We start from the raw sequence: 14,839 nt of genomic DNA, 5'->3' as shown, positions 1-14,839 counted from the left end.
ATCGCGCACAGAAGGGCAAGAACTGCGCGGCACTCGTAGGCGGGTTACGGGGTCTCGGGTTTATTGATTTCTCGAAGCAGATCGGCAACGGGTAATTGCAAGGTGTTGGAGTAGTAGGCTTTGTAGCCATAGGCGGTGATGACGGCTTTGCAGGGGATACTTTGTTTGTTGGCTAAAAGCTCATTCAGTTTGCTTTGGGAAAGAAAAGTATTGGATTGTCCATTGTTGGGTGTTTCGTAAAGTGGTAGTCGAGTCGTGAAGTTAAATGCTGATGTTGACGTTTGAATAGCATCCTCTTTAATCAAGCCGGCGGCATAGTACATGGGGGTATGACCAACGGATAGGTCTTGGTCATCACCTAAGGCACAGATGAAAAACGCTGCAGCTATCCCGTCTCTTGCACCCTCACCGTAGAGATTTAGTAGTTTTACGTTCGAGTTGTAATGGATGGTGTACAGCGGAAGATCATCTTTTCGTTCGATAGAGAGGAAAGTCAGATCGGCGATTACCTTTCCATGATCTTTGGCGCAGGATGAGCAAATAGCGATTAATAGCAGGAGCAGTATTTTTTTCATTTGCTGAACTCCTTTGTAATGGACTCGAAAATCAGGTCGCAAGCGGACTTTCGACCTGCAATGGCCCCTGTGAACATGCCGAGTGCATTAGCATGGTTTGTATTCATGCTTACATTGAGGTCAGGCCCGCTGCTTATTAACCATTTTCCCCCAAATTTAGCGACGCCATCCGATCTATCGGGATTGGAGGGTGTGGCTTTGATGTTTATCCACTGCTCGGCGACGGGAGTTGGCACTGATCCGTAAATATCTGATCCGAGCCATACCAGTGCACCCTCGCCTACAGGGTCGAGAGTGACCAGCATTTTGATGGTGTAGCCCCAATTGGCCATGATGTTGGTCAGGTGCCCGCTATTCCAACCACCCAGGCTGTGGCCGATTATATAGATAGGACAAGATTTATACGGAATGATATTCAGCACATTTTTTTGAATATCTTTTTTTCCTCTGATTTCGTTGTACCCCAGCCACTCAGACCGGTACTTACCTTGTAGCTGGAGTTGTACCGCCCGGTCATCTAGAGGTCTCTTTGCCTCATTGATGTTGGCATAGGGACCAGAAAAATAATAACTTTCCTTGTCTCCTGCACCCCCGACAAAAAACACAATGGCCTTGGTGCTCTCGATAGGAATGACTTTGTCACTCTTGTCTTTTTTATCCGTAAGCGTGTGCTCGGCTTTTAACTTGACGGGTTTACCGTTCGCCGAGGTAATAGTGTTGGCTTCCATGCGTCACTCTTCCAGGAATAACTTGATACTTTCTGCAATATGCGAGCTGATTTCATGGGTGTAACCCGCGGCATCCGAAACCCCATGCTCAAGGCGCCCATCGGCCCGTTGGATAACGTAAGCATGATTGGGCATCGGTTCGCCCGTTACATCGTTCACCAACTTCAAACGGTCGGTGAAGTTCACCGGCATGGGCAGGAGCCCGGTGAAGGGGGCGTTGACTACCGTGTCGCCAATGATGATGGTGCCGGAGCCCCCGACGATGATATTGCCGTGCCCGCCGGTGCTGTCCAGCGTGGCGGCGTTCAAGCCATTGATGAAAACAGTGCTGGAAACCGCCCCGGTTATCGGGCTGCCGCAAGCTGATTGGTCACTCTTTCGAGCGGCGGCCAGGCCGTCGAAAATGACATTGGGCGAACCCGTGACGATGGGGTTGGTGCCGTGGCCTGGAAGTGGGCAGGCGGTAGGGTCGGTAACGCGGGCAGCAGGTTTGCCACTCATGATCGGTTCCTTGAAAGTGTTGCGAGTCGTCCATTTGCGGGGCGCATGATGCAGTAGCCGAGCAGGTTCTTCAAACTTGAACGTCGATCATCGGATACAACTTTTAATGATGCCCAACTATGCGCATTCCATGGGCGGGAGTCTGTCGAGACGCCAAAAGCCCTCCATCGGGAACCGAGGGAGGGCTGCACGCAAAACACACTGAAGCTACCTGTTTTTAATTGTCGCCGGTCGGAGTTTTAAGGACCCAGTGGTCCTCCCCGTTGGGGGTCGGAGTCATGGTATTACCAATGCCGAACGAGCGAGTGGAGCTCGGATTCCCAACCGGGTACCAGATACCACCTTGTGGGCATTTTTCGCCGACTTCGGCGGTTGCGCCTGCTTTAAGTGCCATGTGTATTTCTCTTTGAATGCCACCAGGATTAGTGGCCTCCGAACCTTGACACTGCGCTTTTTCAAAACAAACCAGGGCAGAGTTATCTTCTTTTTTATAGGCCCTATCTGATTGATCCTGATTGAAATGGCTGACCTATAGCCTCAGACGAGGCGCTCTGGCCCACTTTTTCAGCGGTGGTGCCCAAAGGCAGGCGTTTCGCTCGTCCTCAAGCCGGAACCCTTTGTTGCTCCATGTTTTGCACCAACACCTGCGGCTCCCCCTGCTTGATCACCCACCGAATCAGCTCGGTCACGCTGATGCGGTGTTGGCGCTCGACCCATTCCAGGCCTTCGGGGCTGTAGTGTTCGCTGTAGCGACTGAGGGTCAGGTGCTGCTGGTCATCCGACAGCCGCAGGCTGACCTCGCGGCAGTGCAGGGAGGCGTCGCCGTATTTGGCCACGCGTTGCAGCAGGACCAGGGCGTCGGCTTCAGAAGTCATCATGAGTTGCTCCTTCACAGCGGTATTTGACGGGGTCGGTCGCGCCCAGTTTGCCTTCCTGTACGAAGGCGGCGCGGTGTTCGGCGTTCACGTCGCGCAGGGCGCTGTAGTAATCGGGCATGGTTTTCAGGCTGTCGGTCAGCGGCAGCAAGGTGGCGCGGCCGTCCACCGCGCCGCCGACCAGGGCGACGGTGCCCAGGGTTTGCACGGTGTCGCTGTTGTCGCCGAACGGGTCGACCAGGAAGCTCAGGACCCGGCCCGCAGCGTCGCGGCTGTTGCTGGTGCCCAGCAGTGGCAGTTCGACGATGGGCCCGTTGCCGATGCCCCACACACCGAAGGTCTGGCCGAAGTCGGCGGTATGGCGCGGGATGCCGAGCGGGTCCGAGACGTTGAACAGGCCGAGCACGCCGACCGTGGTGTTGACGGCAAAGCGCCCCAGGCTGTTGACCGAGCGCTGCGGGTTGCCTTGCAGCAGGTCGTTGATGAACACCTTGGGTTCACCGAAGTTGCTCGCGAAGTTGTGCACGCCCTGCTGCATGAAATCCGGCAGGTGGCGGTAACCTCGCGCGACCGGCGCCAGCGCGTAGTCGTCGACGGCCTTGTTGAAGGCAAATACGCCACGGTTCACCGGTTCGGCCGGGTCGTAGATCGGATAGCTGGCCTGCGCGCAAGGGGCTGGAGGAGTGGGGCCCGGGCTGGTGCAGCCCGCCAGGTAGGACAGGGACAGCAGCAAGGCGGTATGACGGGCCAGGCGGACGGAACGCAGGAGTGAGCGCATGGGCGGACAGTCGTGGAAAAGGGAGGCCGATGCTCGCACGCGCGTTTTGCTTAAAGATGTCTGCTTTATTGCGTGAATGAAGGTTTGTTACTGCGTTGAAATATATGACGGGTCGCGCCGAATGGTTTTGAATGACAGCTCTTTCCGAGCTTGAGTGATGCATGCTGGTGAGCAGTCTGTTGATCGTGGACGACGACCTTGAGGTCCTCGCGCTGCTGAAGAAGTTTTTTGTGCAACACGGCTATTCGGTGGAAGTCGCCACCGAAGGTGCTTCGCTGTGGGCAGCGCTGGAGCGGCAGGTGCCGGACCTGATCATTCTCGACCTGATGCTGCCGGGCGAAAACGGCCTGACCCTGTGCCAGCGCCTGCGTCAGCAGCACGCCGTGCCGGTGATCATGCTGACCGCCATGGGTGAGTTGAGCGACCGGGTGGTGGGCCTGGAAATGGGCGCCGACGATTACCTGAGCAAACCTTTCGATGCCCGCGAGCTGCTGGCCCGGGTGCGCGCGGTGCTGCGCCGGGCCGGCGAGAGCCGGCCGATGCTCGGAGAAGTGCCGCGACCGCTGATCAAATTCGCCGATTGGCAGTTGGACCTGACCCGCCGTGAACTGCGCTCGCCAGATCAAGTAATGATTCCGCTGTCGGCGGGTGAGTTCGACTTGCTGCTCGTATTTGTCGAGCATCCGCAACGCATCCTCAGCCGCGAGCAGTTGCTCGACCTGGCGCGCGGGCAGGCCCACGACGCCTTCGACCGCAGCATCGACGTGCAGGTCAGCCGCCTGCGCCGCAAGCTGGAATTCGACACCAAGCGCCCGGCGATGATTCGCACCGTGCGCAATGGCGGCTATCTGTTCACCCCCAGCGTGACCCGCCAATGAGAGCGAGACACAGGCCGGGCGGCCCGCGCGACACCATCGCCCGCTGGATCGCCCTGACCACCCTGATGGCGATGCTCACCGCGCTGGCCTTCAACGCGCTGTTCGTGCAGTTGGCCGGGGTCTGGGCCAAACCGCCGTTGAGCGAATCCGGCCTGGTGGAGCGGATCGCGTCCATTACCAACATGATCGAGGCCGCCGAACCGACGCAGCGCTCGCGCCTGGCCGAAGTGGCCAGCAATCCGGTCTTGAGCGTGACCTGGCACAACAGGCGGCAAGACATTTCGGTGCCGGTGACCGACGACCCGGAATTCCGCACGGATTCGGGGGGGCTTCGGCAGTTGCTCAAATCGCCGAACGGGCATATCGAGGCTTATCAGCCCAGCGATTGGCCCGGGCCGAACGGCCAGTACGCGTTGCTGATCCAATTGGCCGACGATTCCTGGCTGATGTTTTCTTCGGCGTCGCGCAGTTGGGGGCTGGATGAGGGGCCGCGCAACCTGATTGTCATCGGGCTGGTGCTGCTGTCCACCATCCTCGTCGCGTTGATCGCCACGCGCCGCCTGGCCCGGCCCCTGCAGCAGTTCGCCCTGGGCGCACGGCGTTTTGGCGTGGATTTTCGCGCGCCGCCCATCGAGCCGATCGGGCCCCACGAGATTCGCCAGGCGATCCTCGCGTTCAATGCCATGCAGGCCCAGTTGCAGCACTTCATCAAGGACCGTACGCAAATGCTCGCGGCCATCTCCCACGACCTGCGTACCCCTTTGACCCGCATGCGCCTGCGCGGCGAGTTCATCGAAGACCACGAGCAGCAGCAACGGCTGTTCCACGACGTTGACGAGATGCAGGCGATGATCAATTCGGCCCTGGATTTCTTCCGCGACGATGCCCGACTGGAGGAGGCGACGTCCTTCGATCTGGCGGAACTGCTGCAAACCCTGATCGACGACTACCGCGACCAGTCCATCGACATCGCGTTCAGCGGCCCGTCGCGCCTGGTGTACTTCGGTCGCCCGCTGGGGCTCAAACGGGTGATGAGCAACCTGCTGGAAAACGCCATCAAATATGGCAGCGAACCGGCGATCGAATTAGTGGCCGATAGCGAGCGAGTGAAGATTTGCGTGCTCGACCGCGGGCCGGGGATTCCCGTCGAGTGGCATGAACAGGTGTTCGAGCCGTTTTTCCGCATGGAAAGCTCGCGCAACCGCACCACCGGCGGCGTCGGCCTCGGGCTTTCCGCGGCGCGGGCCATCGTGTTGGAGCACGGCGGCGAAATGCGCCTGCACAACCGTGACGGTGGCGGGCTAAGGGTCTGTGTGCTGTTGCCGGTGCAGCGCATCTAGCTGGCTGGGCCCGCGCCGGGATCTTTTCATCGATCCTGGAGCGGGCTTTATTTGGCCGGACTCAGGCGACGGTCACCAGCGGATTGCGCATCGGCTCCGCGGCCGTTTCGTTGTACACCCGCTCATCTTCTTCCATGACTCGCGACGCCCTGCCAACCAGCAGCGGGTCGGGCCGATGGGCCACGCGCAGGTTCTTGTCCGGATAGTCGAGGGCGTGCAGGAAGTGGCGGATGCAGTTGATCCGCGCGCGCTTCTTGTCGTCCGACTTGATCACTGTCCAGGGCGCATCGGCGGTGTCGGTGTGGAAAAACATCGCCTGTTTGGCGGCGGTGTATTCGTCCCATTTGTCCAGCGACTTGATGTCGATGGGCGAGAGTTTCCAGTGCTTGAGCGGGTCGTCGCGGCGTGAAATGAAACGGCGCAACTGTTCGTCGCGATTGACCGAAAACCAATACTTGAACAGCAGGATGCCGCTGTTGCACAGCATGCGTTCCAGCTCGGGCGTCTGGCGCATGAATTCCAGGTATTGCAGGGGCGAGCAGAAGTCCATGACTCGCTCGACGCCGGCGCGGTTGTACCAGGAGCGGTCGAAGAAGACCATTTCCCCGGCAGTGGGCAGGTGCTGGATATAACGCTGGAAGTACCACTGGCCCTGCTCCTGCTCGCTGGGTTTTTCCAGGGCGACGATCCGCGCGCCACGCGGGTTCAGGTGCTCCATGAAGCGCTTGATGGTGCCGCCCTTGCCCGCGGCGTCGCGCCCTTCGAACAGCACCACGATGCGCTGCCCGGTTTCCTTGACCCAGCTTTGCACCTTGAGCAGCTCGATCTGCAGCTCCTGCTTGGCCTTTTCATACTCGGCGCGACGCATGCGGCTGCGATACGGGTAGCGGGCGGGCAACTTGGCGGTGGAACTGTCTTCGTTGCTGCCATGGGGCGCACTGGCCACCTGCAGGGCGACCGGTTGCTGGCTGATGGCGCTGATTTCCGCCTCGGCGGCCTTGGCGGCGGCAGGTTTACTGCTCGCGCGTGGCCGGCGCGGGCGTGGGCTGGCCGGTTTGCGGGGAGCACTTTTGCTGCCGGTCGAGACTGTCGTTTTGGCGGCGGGTATGGCTTTTTCGGGAAGGGGGTTGGGAAGAGGGCGTGCGCTGGATTCTTCGCTCATATCGGTCCTGTCTGATCGCTCCAATGTCGTTCAGACAGTCTATGGCGCACACCCCCGGGCTTCTTGATGCGTATCAAGGAAGCTTTTGAGCAGGTTTGCATGGGTGTCTCCGCAGGAGCGAGGCTTGCCCGCGAACAGGCGCTGCGCAACATCAGCCCGTCCGCGTTTTCGTTCATCGCGAGCAAGCTTCGCTCCTACGGGAGTTTGTGCAGGCAGCGGGGCGGTGCTTTTTTTGCAGGCGAAAAAAAAGACCTTGAAATTCAAGGTCTTTTTTAAGTTTGGTGCCCGAGGGAGACTGTCGAGTTCCATATGTTACGTGGCTTGCAGGTCGATTATACGGTCCGGGATACAAGAAGGGATACAAGATGCTTGCTCCTGCGTAAGGAGTTACCTCACGCCCCCTTGCATATACTACGTGAACTTCGCATCAGCACAGCGTTGCTGCTCTGCGGCATCTGTCTTTTTCTTGGGGGCTATTCAATGGCGGATGAAGAGGGCGATAAGCAGCAACTGGCGGATGATCCGCAACTGACTCTTGCCCATAGGTATCAGGTCGCGCTGGACTCGGTGGAGAAGCGGATGATTCCTACAGGTAAGCGTCAGGCAGCGCTGGACGCGGTGGAGCAAGTGATGGCTCCTATGCGCAAGTATCAGGCAGCATTGGACGCGGTGGAGAGAGCGATGGCTCCTACACGCCAATATCAGGCAGCGCTGGATGCGGTGGAGAGGCTGATGACTCCTACACGTAAGTATCAGGACGCCCTGGACGCGGTGGAGAAAGCGATGGCTCCTTCACACAAGTATCAGGCAGCGCTGGATGCGGTGGAGAAGCTGATGACTCCTACACGCAAGTATCAGGCAGCGTTGGATGCGGTGGAGAAGCTGATGACTCCTACACGCAAGTATCAGGCAGCGCTGGATGCGGTGGAGAAGCTGATGACTCCTACACGCAAGTATCAGGAAGCCTTGGACGCGGTGGAGAAAGCGATAGCTCCTACACGCCAATATCAGGCAGCGCTGGACGCGGTGGAGAAATTGATGGCTCCTACACGTAAGCATCAGGAAGCGCTAAATGCAATCGAGAAAGGGCTGTCCCCAGCACGTAAGTACCAGGCAGCGCTGGAGGCGGTGGAAAAAATATCCGCTTCTTCGCAAAAGTATCAAGCAGCACTGACCGCTGTAGAGAAGATGCTGCAACCATCGGACTCGCTCAAAGCGATGATGGCTGTGGTAGATACAAATTATTCTTCTACTTCTTTGAGATCAATTTTAGAGAGCTACGAGACCCTTCAGACTTCTCCAATTTTCAATTTACTGGTAGCTACTGACCCGAAGAAAGTTGAGTCCCTGATTGAGGTATATGAGAGCGAGGGCACAACTACATTCGGTAGTTTCGGCCTCGAGGAATATGGAGGTGCGGAAACTTTTTCTACTTCAAGGGACGTTGAGGATGAGATTGTTCAGTCGCTGCAAGACGACGGGAGTAATAAAAAACTTACCGTCCCAGCGATGGCTTTTTTGATTTTGTTTCTTGCAGCCCTTCATACGTTCTACACCGAAATGGCGAAGTGGAATGATTTTCGCGAATCAGTATGTGATTTGGAACAACGCCTCCAGACGTTCGAATCGTTAGCTCAGGCGCGTAAGGTAGTGCGGACTGCGTTGTGCGATATGCCCGAAGAGTTGAAGCGCAGTTTTCGTTTGACAAAGGTAAAAGGGGTTAACCTCCGCGAAGAACCTGGCATGAAAGCGGAGGTGATTTTAACGCTTCCGAAGTTCGCAGCTCTCGAGGTAATCGATTCGAATAACCGGGATTGGTTACTTGTTACCTATAAACATGAGGGACTAGAAATCGAAGGGTGGGTCTCAAGGAAATTTGTCCGTCCCGCTTCCAGGTGATAGGCCGGAAGACAGGCAAAAAGTCACTGGGGACCCTGTGGCTTTCTATCACACTCGGGGTCGGAAACCCGCGGGATCTCGTTAGCAGCAGGCACCCCAGCTTACTGAAATTTCAACGTTGAAATTGAAAGGATCTTGAAAAAAAGCGTCGTTACCGTATCGGTAAAAGTGTTCTGGGATCGCCCGTTTCGTAGGACAAATGCACTGGTGAACCAGCAGTTCACTGAGCTGGGAGTTCTCCGCTAACGAGATCCCGCGGGTTTCCGACCCCCGTGTGTGCCTCATTGCCTCAGGGGCCCCCGCTACCTGTTGGCAGCTCGTCGCTGATGGAGCTCATTGCTTATGGGGAGCGTTTTGACGGAGGGCTAGCTGAGTCAACAAAGATTAGGAAATTCCGTATATACGGGCTCTCCGAGTGAATGCTTCCTTAGCCCCTTCTAGAATCTTGCAGGCTGCATCACGGGCATTGATATCATCAATTGACCCTCTAGCAACAATTTTACTTGTTTCACTATTGCTCTTGAAGACTATGAGCTGCTCTGCGTCACCAAGAACAGCAATATTGGCGTTGTGAGTAACAATTATAACCTGTCGACGTTCTTTAGCCCGACGAAGCACTGGAACAAATGTATGGAAGATGAATTCGCTGTCTAGGTTGTCTTCTGGTTGGTCAATTATCAATGGTCGTTTGCTATCAGATGAAAGTATTAATGCGAGCAATACGGATTGTTGCTGGCCTAACGATAAACGAGAAAAGTCTCTTTGGATATATTTCGGACTTGGTCCCTCGTCAATGCGTCGAGTTACCATTAACTTTGGAAGGTCGTCGACGTGACATGTTTCTAACGCCGCGCGAACTGACTGATCTCCCAGCTGTGCAATGATGTCTTTGGCGTCTCCAGTTGTGAAGAGCTTTACATTTTTCTCAATTTCGATATCTGATATCGAGCTGTATTGCGTCTTGGTTATTGCATTCAGTAATCCGGGAATAGTTAGTTTTTCTACAATTGCTCGGGCCTTAACATAGTTTGATGTACGCCATGTCATCGCTGTAGCAATTATTGAAACGGCTTCTTCAGAGTAACCGCTGTCTATATATTGCAGTTTGACCTGAAGGTCTGATAGGACTTCAGCTAAAGCTTTAGAGGCTTTAATTGCATAGGCCTGTCTCAGTGAAGAAACTTTTCTCCGTGCAGTCCATCTTCGCGCCAAGGCCTCTGAATAATCTTTGTGTAAAGCTTTTAAATGAGGTTCCCAAGCTCTTAAGTTAATTAGTGTTTTTTGATGGGTTGCCTCATCACTAGCTAGCTTAGTGATGTGAGACATGTCTAATTTTACGCCGTTTTGTTCAAGTTGTTTTCTCTTTTCTTCAACTTCATTTCGGATTGGTTGTTCTTTTGCAGTCCAATTTTCGATTGCTGCTAATGTCGTCTTGTGTAGTTGGGTGTATGCGCTTTTTATGGCAGTCTTGGCCAGATTTGCCGCTTCGGAAAAAACATCAATCTGAGCAATGATTTCAGCTGCCTCGGCCTTTCCGGTCTCAATGCCGTCAGTATCAACAAGAGTCCGTAGCGCAGTAAGACTTTCATTAAGGTTGTCGCTTTCAATGAGTAACTTCAGTTCCTTTAGTTTCTCTTGGAGGCTCGTTTTTAGAGCCTTTTCAGTGGCTAGACTCCGTTGAAGCTTAATTATTTCAGAGCCTTTTGCCGCTTCGAACGCTTGAAGCTGTTGCTGCAGGACAGTTAGAGCCCGCTGAGTTTGAGGAATTGCATCTACGTTCTTTCTCGCCTTAATTATATCGCCTCGTATCTTCAGTAAGTTATCCAGCTCAGCCTGTTCTTCCTGTATCGCTTCACCCACGTGAGTGAAAGTGTCCAAATACTTCATCAGGGCTAAGGGGTCTCCCTTCGCCTGTTCTCGCACCCGAGCGGCCTCCCCTTGTCCAAAACAATCGATTTCAAAAGCTATAGGTCCATCTAGAGGGTTATCGATATTGACGAGATCACCGCGCATCGGGCGAGAAAGGGTATGCATTTCTCCAGCTTCGTCTTGCCAGAATAAATCTAATCTCTGCGGCCATACCTCAGAATCTACAACATCAGCATCTGAAGGGGATCCAGTAAGGCAGCGCACTGCTTCGAAGGTAGTGGATTTACCAGTTCCGCGGCCTCCGATAATGCAGTTTAAGTTGCTATTGAAGTGAATACTTTGGTTGTTCAGAAAGCCACCACCAATCGATACCCCGAGTATGAAAGGGGTGCTCGTTGGGATCTCGTCTTCTAGGCGTATACGGGAGTCGCCTTCTTCAAGCGCTAGCTGTAAACCACCAAAGGATGGCTTTGCCATCTTATAACGAGTCAGTCTTCTGTCCTGTGCCGCATTGCGTCCCAAGGCATTAAGAGTATGAGAGTCGGAGTTTAAAACTCTTGCTAGGTATTGGCGCTCGCCAAGTCCTAACCGTGCAGTACGCTCCTTTCCTATTTGAGTTCTAACTGGATCAACGTCTTCAGGAGAGTAGCGAACAACTGATGCTGCGTTCTTTAACTCAATGGCTAGGAGTGCGGGATGACAGATGATGTCTACTTTGTGAGGAGACCCGCCTGGATCATTTGTTTCTAAGCCATTCCCACCATCTACATGCGCAAGAATACCAAAGCCACCAAGAGCTTTGATTATTTCTAAGCAAGCATGCATCGAAGTTCGGCATCGGCTATTTGGCAGTCCTCGGTCTGCCAATTCTAATCGTCCGTGAAAACTAGCGAGTGCCTCGTAGGTGGGGAAATAACAAAGCAAATGCCCTTCTGGTGTTGAAAGCTCAACAGCCGGGATTACCAAAATTCCGGCATCACTCCCAGCCTTCAATGCAGCTTGGATGTTAGTTATTTCGTTGTGGTCAGCGATAGCGATAATGCTTAAGTTTTCGCGGACTGCAGTGGCAACGATGGCTTGGGGTGTCATTTCAATGTCGGTCACATCGTGAGATGCTGAATGAGAATGAATATGAAGGTCTCCGCGATAAAATCGAGAACCACTTTCAAGATCAATGCATTGGCTCAGTGCGTCCGACATTCTTGGCCATCCTTGTCGTCTTCGTTTTTTGTACTGGCGGCTGTACCGAAAACAATTTAGCTCAAAAATGTCATGTCCGTGGTTTTCTAAATTTTTTTGTGAACGTATCCGTTTGATAGCTGCAGCTTGTGTCTGAACGCGGTTTGCTAGGCTTCACACGGCTGAGGAATGTACCGATCACGGTTTGCGATGAGGATAAGCTGCTGTGCCTTCTCGAGGCGTGTGAGCCGTTGAGCTCCGGCATCAGCTACGTGCATTTAGCGCTCAGATCCTTAGGCCTTAGCGGATTGTTAGGAGCGGATCTCTCTTTAGGATTATCAGATCTTGGACCTGACTACTGGGCTGCCGCATACCATATGCGGTAAGAACTAATGAGTTCGCTGACTATTTCTATTCAAGATTCAAGATTAGTCGTGTTTATTAATTTTATCGGTCTGGGAAGTGGTTTTTTCTTTTGCCAAATTCATGAGGTTCTCATCTGCGTCAATCAATAGGATTCGGGAATTAAGTTTTTCTACAATGGCGGCGCTACACATTTGGCGCAGCGAAGAATTAGGCTCCGATAAGTCCAAGATCCAGTCGCTAGGGATTTCTAGAAAGTAGTCGTTGCAAGCCTTGGTAATTTCAGTTGTGCTGGCTTGGATGAACGCCGGCAGGTGGTCTCTTTTTTGTCCCTCAATTATCTCATCTATAACTGTGGCGTTAAATACGATGCCTAGCTGTGCATCAATGTCCACGCGGGGTTTTGTGGGATTATTGATTTTATATGGGGTGCTAATTCCATTTCCAATCCTTCCTACATAAATTCCAGCAAGAATTGCAGCCGGCTTCCCAAGCTGGTAACTGTGGTTTCCATAACGTACTAGCCCAGAGCTATTGTAATAAAGAACAGGTGCGCCGGACATTCCGCTTCGGGAAGCACTGTCCACTAAGAATTTTCTTTCCCGATTCCAGCCGGTTTGTACAGATGAAGCGACCGTAGCTCTTTTCCATACGGGTTCATAGGTTTGGTCCTGAACATTCATGGGGTAGCCAGGAATAAATAGCTCGTCAGTTACATCGACTTTTTCGAACCACTCCTTTACTACGTTGTTGTTTTCTATTAAGTAGTTTTGTATCGGGAATAGCTCGGAGTTTACGTAAGCAGGATTGCCGGCTAGATAAAGGCGAAGCGGATCAGGGATTCCGTTCTCGTTCGGTAAATTTGCAATGTGTTCCTCTTTTGGGTCGAATGGGATTGCTACTACATCTATCCTTGGATAATTAATTGGGTGTATAAAATAGTTAGAGGTTTCCTCTCCAAGGAGCGGCAGGATTAGTCGTTCGCGTAAAACTACTCCGCCTCCTTTTACCGAGATGTTCACAGCCAGATAATCAGGTACGGCACCCATGTGGCTAAGGGTTTTAAGAGTTTCTGGGTGTCTGCCGGTCACATTGTGCCAAGCGGTAATAATGTAATGCTGAGCTTTGTGTAAATAAATAAAGCCGGTTCCAATTGCAAGCTCCATGTTTTTGAAGTACATGGTGAGATGAACGACTGAATGGTTTAACTTTGACATGAGATTATCCAGTGCATGTAATTGGTCAGCGTATCGCACGCATCACTTTGAATGGAGAGTATGCATCTCTAAGCTGACATGCAATGGATCCACGGAATAAGCCAAGAACAATAAAGACGGACAACGCTGAAAAAAGCTCAGCTAGAGGGAAGCCGCGAGTACGGTGACCCGTGTAGGGGGGACCCCTTTAGGGGGACCCACAATTTCCCTGGGAGGAGAGGCATACTCCGACAAATCAGGGCATGACCTTGCCTGTGTCGGAGCGATCTGCCGCGCTTTCTTTCGCTGATGGTTCACCCCTCAAAAGGGGCTCGGGGAGCGCTAACCTACTGATGGGGAAATATAGGTGTTCCATGTGTTCCATGTGTTCCAGAACAGCTAGAGGCCAAGCAATACAAGGCTTTCAGAGGTGGAACACAAGAAAAGAAGAACCGGAACACCGCTTGCTCGGAACACGTTTGGTGTTCCGCGAGTGTTGTTCCGGTTTGATGTGGATCACCGCCTATTGCGATGACAGGTACATGAGTTACGCTGCTAGGATTTGCTCTACGTCGATCCCTGATGCTTTGTCACTTACTGTACGTTCGCTGATGAACTTAGGGCCTATGGGAGCCTGTAGAGGCACATATAGATCATGCAGTGAACTATTCCATCCCAGCGCTTTCCGAGTGGCGTGTAGCTGTGCTGCGACATTTACAAGTTCCTGTGCGGCTTTGTCCAGGCGGTCGGCCAGCAGGAAGCGAGCAGCTCTTAGTTGATCCTTGTGTAGATTGGTTAAAAGCTGCGTAGTTTCGGCTACTGCTTCATCAAGCTTTTCGATTTCAACTGTCAGCGCGCTCACAACGGTCGCGGCTCCGCGTTTGCCTCTTGTTGTCAGCGCCACTTCCTCAGACGCGATTTTGAGCGCCTTCTCAGCGCGCTTTTCTGCTGCATCGTCTCCATTGCTCAATGCGCTCGCATACTCCGCTGCGGCCTGTTGCTCCGCAAATTGCGCTTTTTCAATTTGGTCTTTTCTGTCTTTTTCCAGCCTCTCCAGTTTGCTTAAAACCTTTGCGCGTTTGTCCTGTAGTTTTCGAAGCTCGGCTTGAGCTTGCCGGCTTTCCTTTTGTGCTGTTTTGATATTTTCAGTTGCGAATTGAACACCGTCTTCCCACTCAATCAGCACCTGTAAACGCTTGATTTCGGCGATGTGTCCTTCGATCTTCGATTTCATGTTGTTGTGAGCACTAGTCGTCTCATGTGGATATTGGGCTCGATTGAGGCGAGACATTTCAAACCGCGCTATGGACTCCTTGGCCGCGGCGGCGAGAGCTGGGAGCTGCTTTTTGAGTTGTTCCACTTCGGTTTGGTGCCGCTTGAGTTGCTTCTTGTATTCGCTCATTGATCGTTTTCCATTGGAGAATTGGAGGGTTCATTCGAGTTGGTGTGGGCAGGCCAGGCCCAAAGCTGCCGGCTGTTCCTCTCTATGTTCCTAA

The 14,839-nt window shown here is 53.4% G+C and carries 13 protein-coding genes; 4 read left to right on the top strand and 9 right to left on the bottom strand.

What is annotated here, in order from left to right:
* Positions 1-44 precede the first annotated feature (44 nt).
* The 5 genes from BLV20_RS14400 to BLV20_RS14380 all read right to left on the bottom strand — a co-directional run bounded on the left by BLV20_RS14400 (position 45) and on the right by BLV20_RS14380 (position 3,457).
* The gene (locus BLV20_RS14400) at positions 45-575 is read right to left on the bottom strand and encodes a hypothetical protein (protein ID WP_092302505.1); all 531 of its coding nucleotides are present in this window, start codon (positions 573-575) and stop codon (positions 45-47) included.
* Complete coding sequence (locus tag BLV20_RS14395) at positions 572-1,303, bottom strand: alpha/beta hydrolase (protein WP_092302503.1); 732 nt, start codon at positions 1,301-1,303, stop codon at positions 572-574. Before BLV20_RS14395 ends, BLV20_RS14400 begins: the two co-directional genes overlap by 4 nt.
* Positions 1,304-1,306: 3 nt before the next feature.
* Positions 1,307-1,804 carry a PAAR domain-containing protein gene (locus BLV20_RS14390; protein WP_092302501.1) on the bottom strand — a complete coding sequence of 166 codons (498 nt, stop codon included), beginning with the start codon at positions 1,802-1,804 and terminating at the stop codon, positions 1,307-1,309.
* Between the two features lie 602 nt (positions 1,805-2,406).
* Positions 2,407-2,682, bottom strand: a complete 276-nt coding sequence (locus BLV20_RS14385) for a hypothetical protein (RefSeq protein ID WP_092302499.1) — start codon at positions 2,680-2,682, stop codon at positions 2,407-2,409.
* A complete protein-coding gene (locus BLV20_RS14380) occupies positions 2,669-3,457 on the bottom strand; it encodes an MlaA family lipoprotein (protein WP_092302497.1) in 789 nt (262 codons plus the stop codon). The genes BLV20_RS14385 and BLV20_RS14380 overlap by 14 nt, the downstream gene beginning before the upstream one ends.
* Before the next feature lie 167 nt (positions 3,458-3,624).
* On the opposite strand from BLV20_RS14380, the gene BLV20_RS14375 reads away from it, so the two are divergent.
* Positions 3,625-4,335, top strand: coding sequence for a response regulator (locus BLV20_RS14375; RefSeq protein ID WP_092302659.1), 711 nt, complete (start codon positions 3,625-3,627; stop codon positions 4,333-4,335).
* Positions 4,332-5,675, top strand: coding sequence for an ATP-binding protein (locus BLV20_RS14370; protein ID WP_092302495.1), 1,344 nt, complete (start codon positions 4,332-4,334; stop codon positions 5,673-5,675). The genes BLV20_RS14375 and BLV20_RS14370 overlap by 4 nt, the downstream gene beginning before the upstream one ends.
* Before the next feature lie 61 nt (positions 5,676-5,736).
* Here BLV20_RS14370 and ppk2 read toward each other — a convergent pair whose 3' ends face one another.
* Entirely contained in the window at positions 5,737-6,837 is a 1,101-nt protein-coding gene (gene ppk2, locus BLV20_RS14365) for a polyphosphate kinase 2 (RefSeq protein ID WP_092302493.1), read from the bottom strand.
* 66 nt (positions 6,838-6,903) lie between these two features.
* Here ppk2 and BLV20_RS30985 point away from each other — a divergent pair, with 66 nt between their 5' ends.
* Together BLV20_RS30985 and BLV20_RS14360 are read left to right on the top strand one after the other, a co-directional pair.
* Positions 6,904-7,113 (top strand): hypothetical protein, encoded by a 210-nt coding sequence (locus BLV20_RS30985; protein WP_139192702.1) that lies wholly within the window; start codon positions 6,904-6,906, stop codon positions 7,111-7,113.
* 93 nt (positions 7,114-7,206) lie between these two features.
* Positions 7,207-8,736 (top strand): SH3 domain-containing protein, encoded by a 1,530-nt coding sequence (locus BLV20_RS14360; protein WP_175540195.1) that lies wholly within the window; start codon positions 7,207-7,209, stop codon positions 8,734-8,736.
* A 384-nt stretch (positions 8,737-9,120) separates the two neighbouring features.
* On the opposite strand, the gene BLV20_RS14355 is transcribed toward BLV20_RS14360, so the two are convergent.
* The 3 genes from BLV20_RS14355 to BLV20_RS14345 form a co-directional block, all read right to left on the bottom strand.
* On the bottom strand, positions 9,121-11,805 hold the full coding sequence (locus BLV20_RS14355) for a TrlF family AAA-like ATPase (protein ID WP_092302489.1): 2,685 nt from the start codon (positions 11,803-11,805) through the stop codon (positions 9,121-9,123).
* Between the two features lie 407 nt (positions 11,806-12,212).
* On the bottom strand, positions 12,213-13,364 hold the full coding sequence (locus tag BLV20_RS30980; protein ID WP_139192701.1) for a hypothetical protein: 1,152 nt from the start codon (positions 13,362-13,364) through the stop codon (positions 12,213-12,215).
* Positions 13,365-13,890: 526 nt separating this feature from the next.
* Positions 13,891-14,745, bottom strand: coding sequence for a coiled-coil domain-containing protein (locus BLV20_RS14345; RefSeq protein ID WP_092302485.1), 855 nt, complete (start codon positions 14,743-14,745; stop codon positions 13,891-13,893).
* Between the last annotated feature and the right edge of the window lie 94 nt (positions 14,746-14,839).

Source organism: Pseudomonas sp. NFIX28 (genome assembly GCF_900107395.1).
GTDB lineage: Bacteria > Pseudomonadota > Gammaproteobacteria > Pseudomonadales > Pseudomonadaceae > Aquipseudomonas.
Note: the sequence above shows the minus strand (reverse complement) of the source record. Positions and strands in the feature narration are given on the sequence as shown.

Excerpts from the sequence above, each read along its gene's own strand:
- BLV20_RS14385 (WP_092302499.1), bottom strand. The coding sequence starts at position 2,682 with ATGATGACTTCTGAAGCCGACGCCCTGGTCCTGCTGCAACGCGTGGCC.
- BLV20_RS14355 (WP_092302489.1), bottom strand. The coding sequence starts at position 11,805 with ATGTCGGACGCACTGAGCCAATGCATTGATCTTGAAAGTGGTTCTCGA.
- BLV20_RS14400 (WP_092302505.1), bottom strand. The coding sequence starts at position 575 with ATGAAAAAAATACTGCTCCTGCTATTAATCGCTATTTGCTCATCCTGC.
- BLV20_RS14380 (WP_092302497.1), bottom strand. The coding sequence starts at position 3,457 with ATGCGCTCACTCCTGCGTTCCGTCCGCCTGGCCCGTCATACCGCCTTG.
- BLV20_RS30980 (WP_139192701.1), bottom strand. The coding sequence starts at position 13,364 with ATGTCAAAGTTAAACCATTCAGTCGTTCATCTCACCATGTACTTCAAA.
- BLV20_RS14370 (WP_092302495.1), top strand. The coding sequence starts at position 4,332 with ATGAGAGCGAGACACAGGCCGGGCGGCCCGCGCGACACCATCGCCCGC.
- BLV20_RS14345 (WP_092302485.1), bottom strand. The coding sequence starts at position 14,745 with ATGAGCGAATACAAGAAGCAACTCAAGCGGCACCAAACCGAAGTGGAA.
- BLV20_RS14395 (WP_092302503.1), bottom strand. The coding sequence starts at position 1,303 with ATGGAAGCCAACACTATTACCTCGGCGAACGGTAAACCCGTCAAGTTA.
- BLV20_RS14390 (WP_092302501.1), bottom strand. The coding sequence starts at position 1,804 with ATGAGTGGCAAACCTGCTGCCCGCGTTACCGACCCTACCGCCTGCCCA.
- BLV20_RS30985 (WP_139192702.1), top strand. The coding sequence starts at position 6,904 with ATGCGTATCAAGGAAGCTTTTGAGCAGGTTTGCATGGGTGTCTCCGCA.
- ppk2 (WP_092302493.1), bottom strand. The coding sequence starts at position 6,837 with ATGAGCGAAGAATCCAGCGCACGCCCTCTTCCCAACCCCCTTCCCGAA.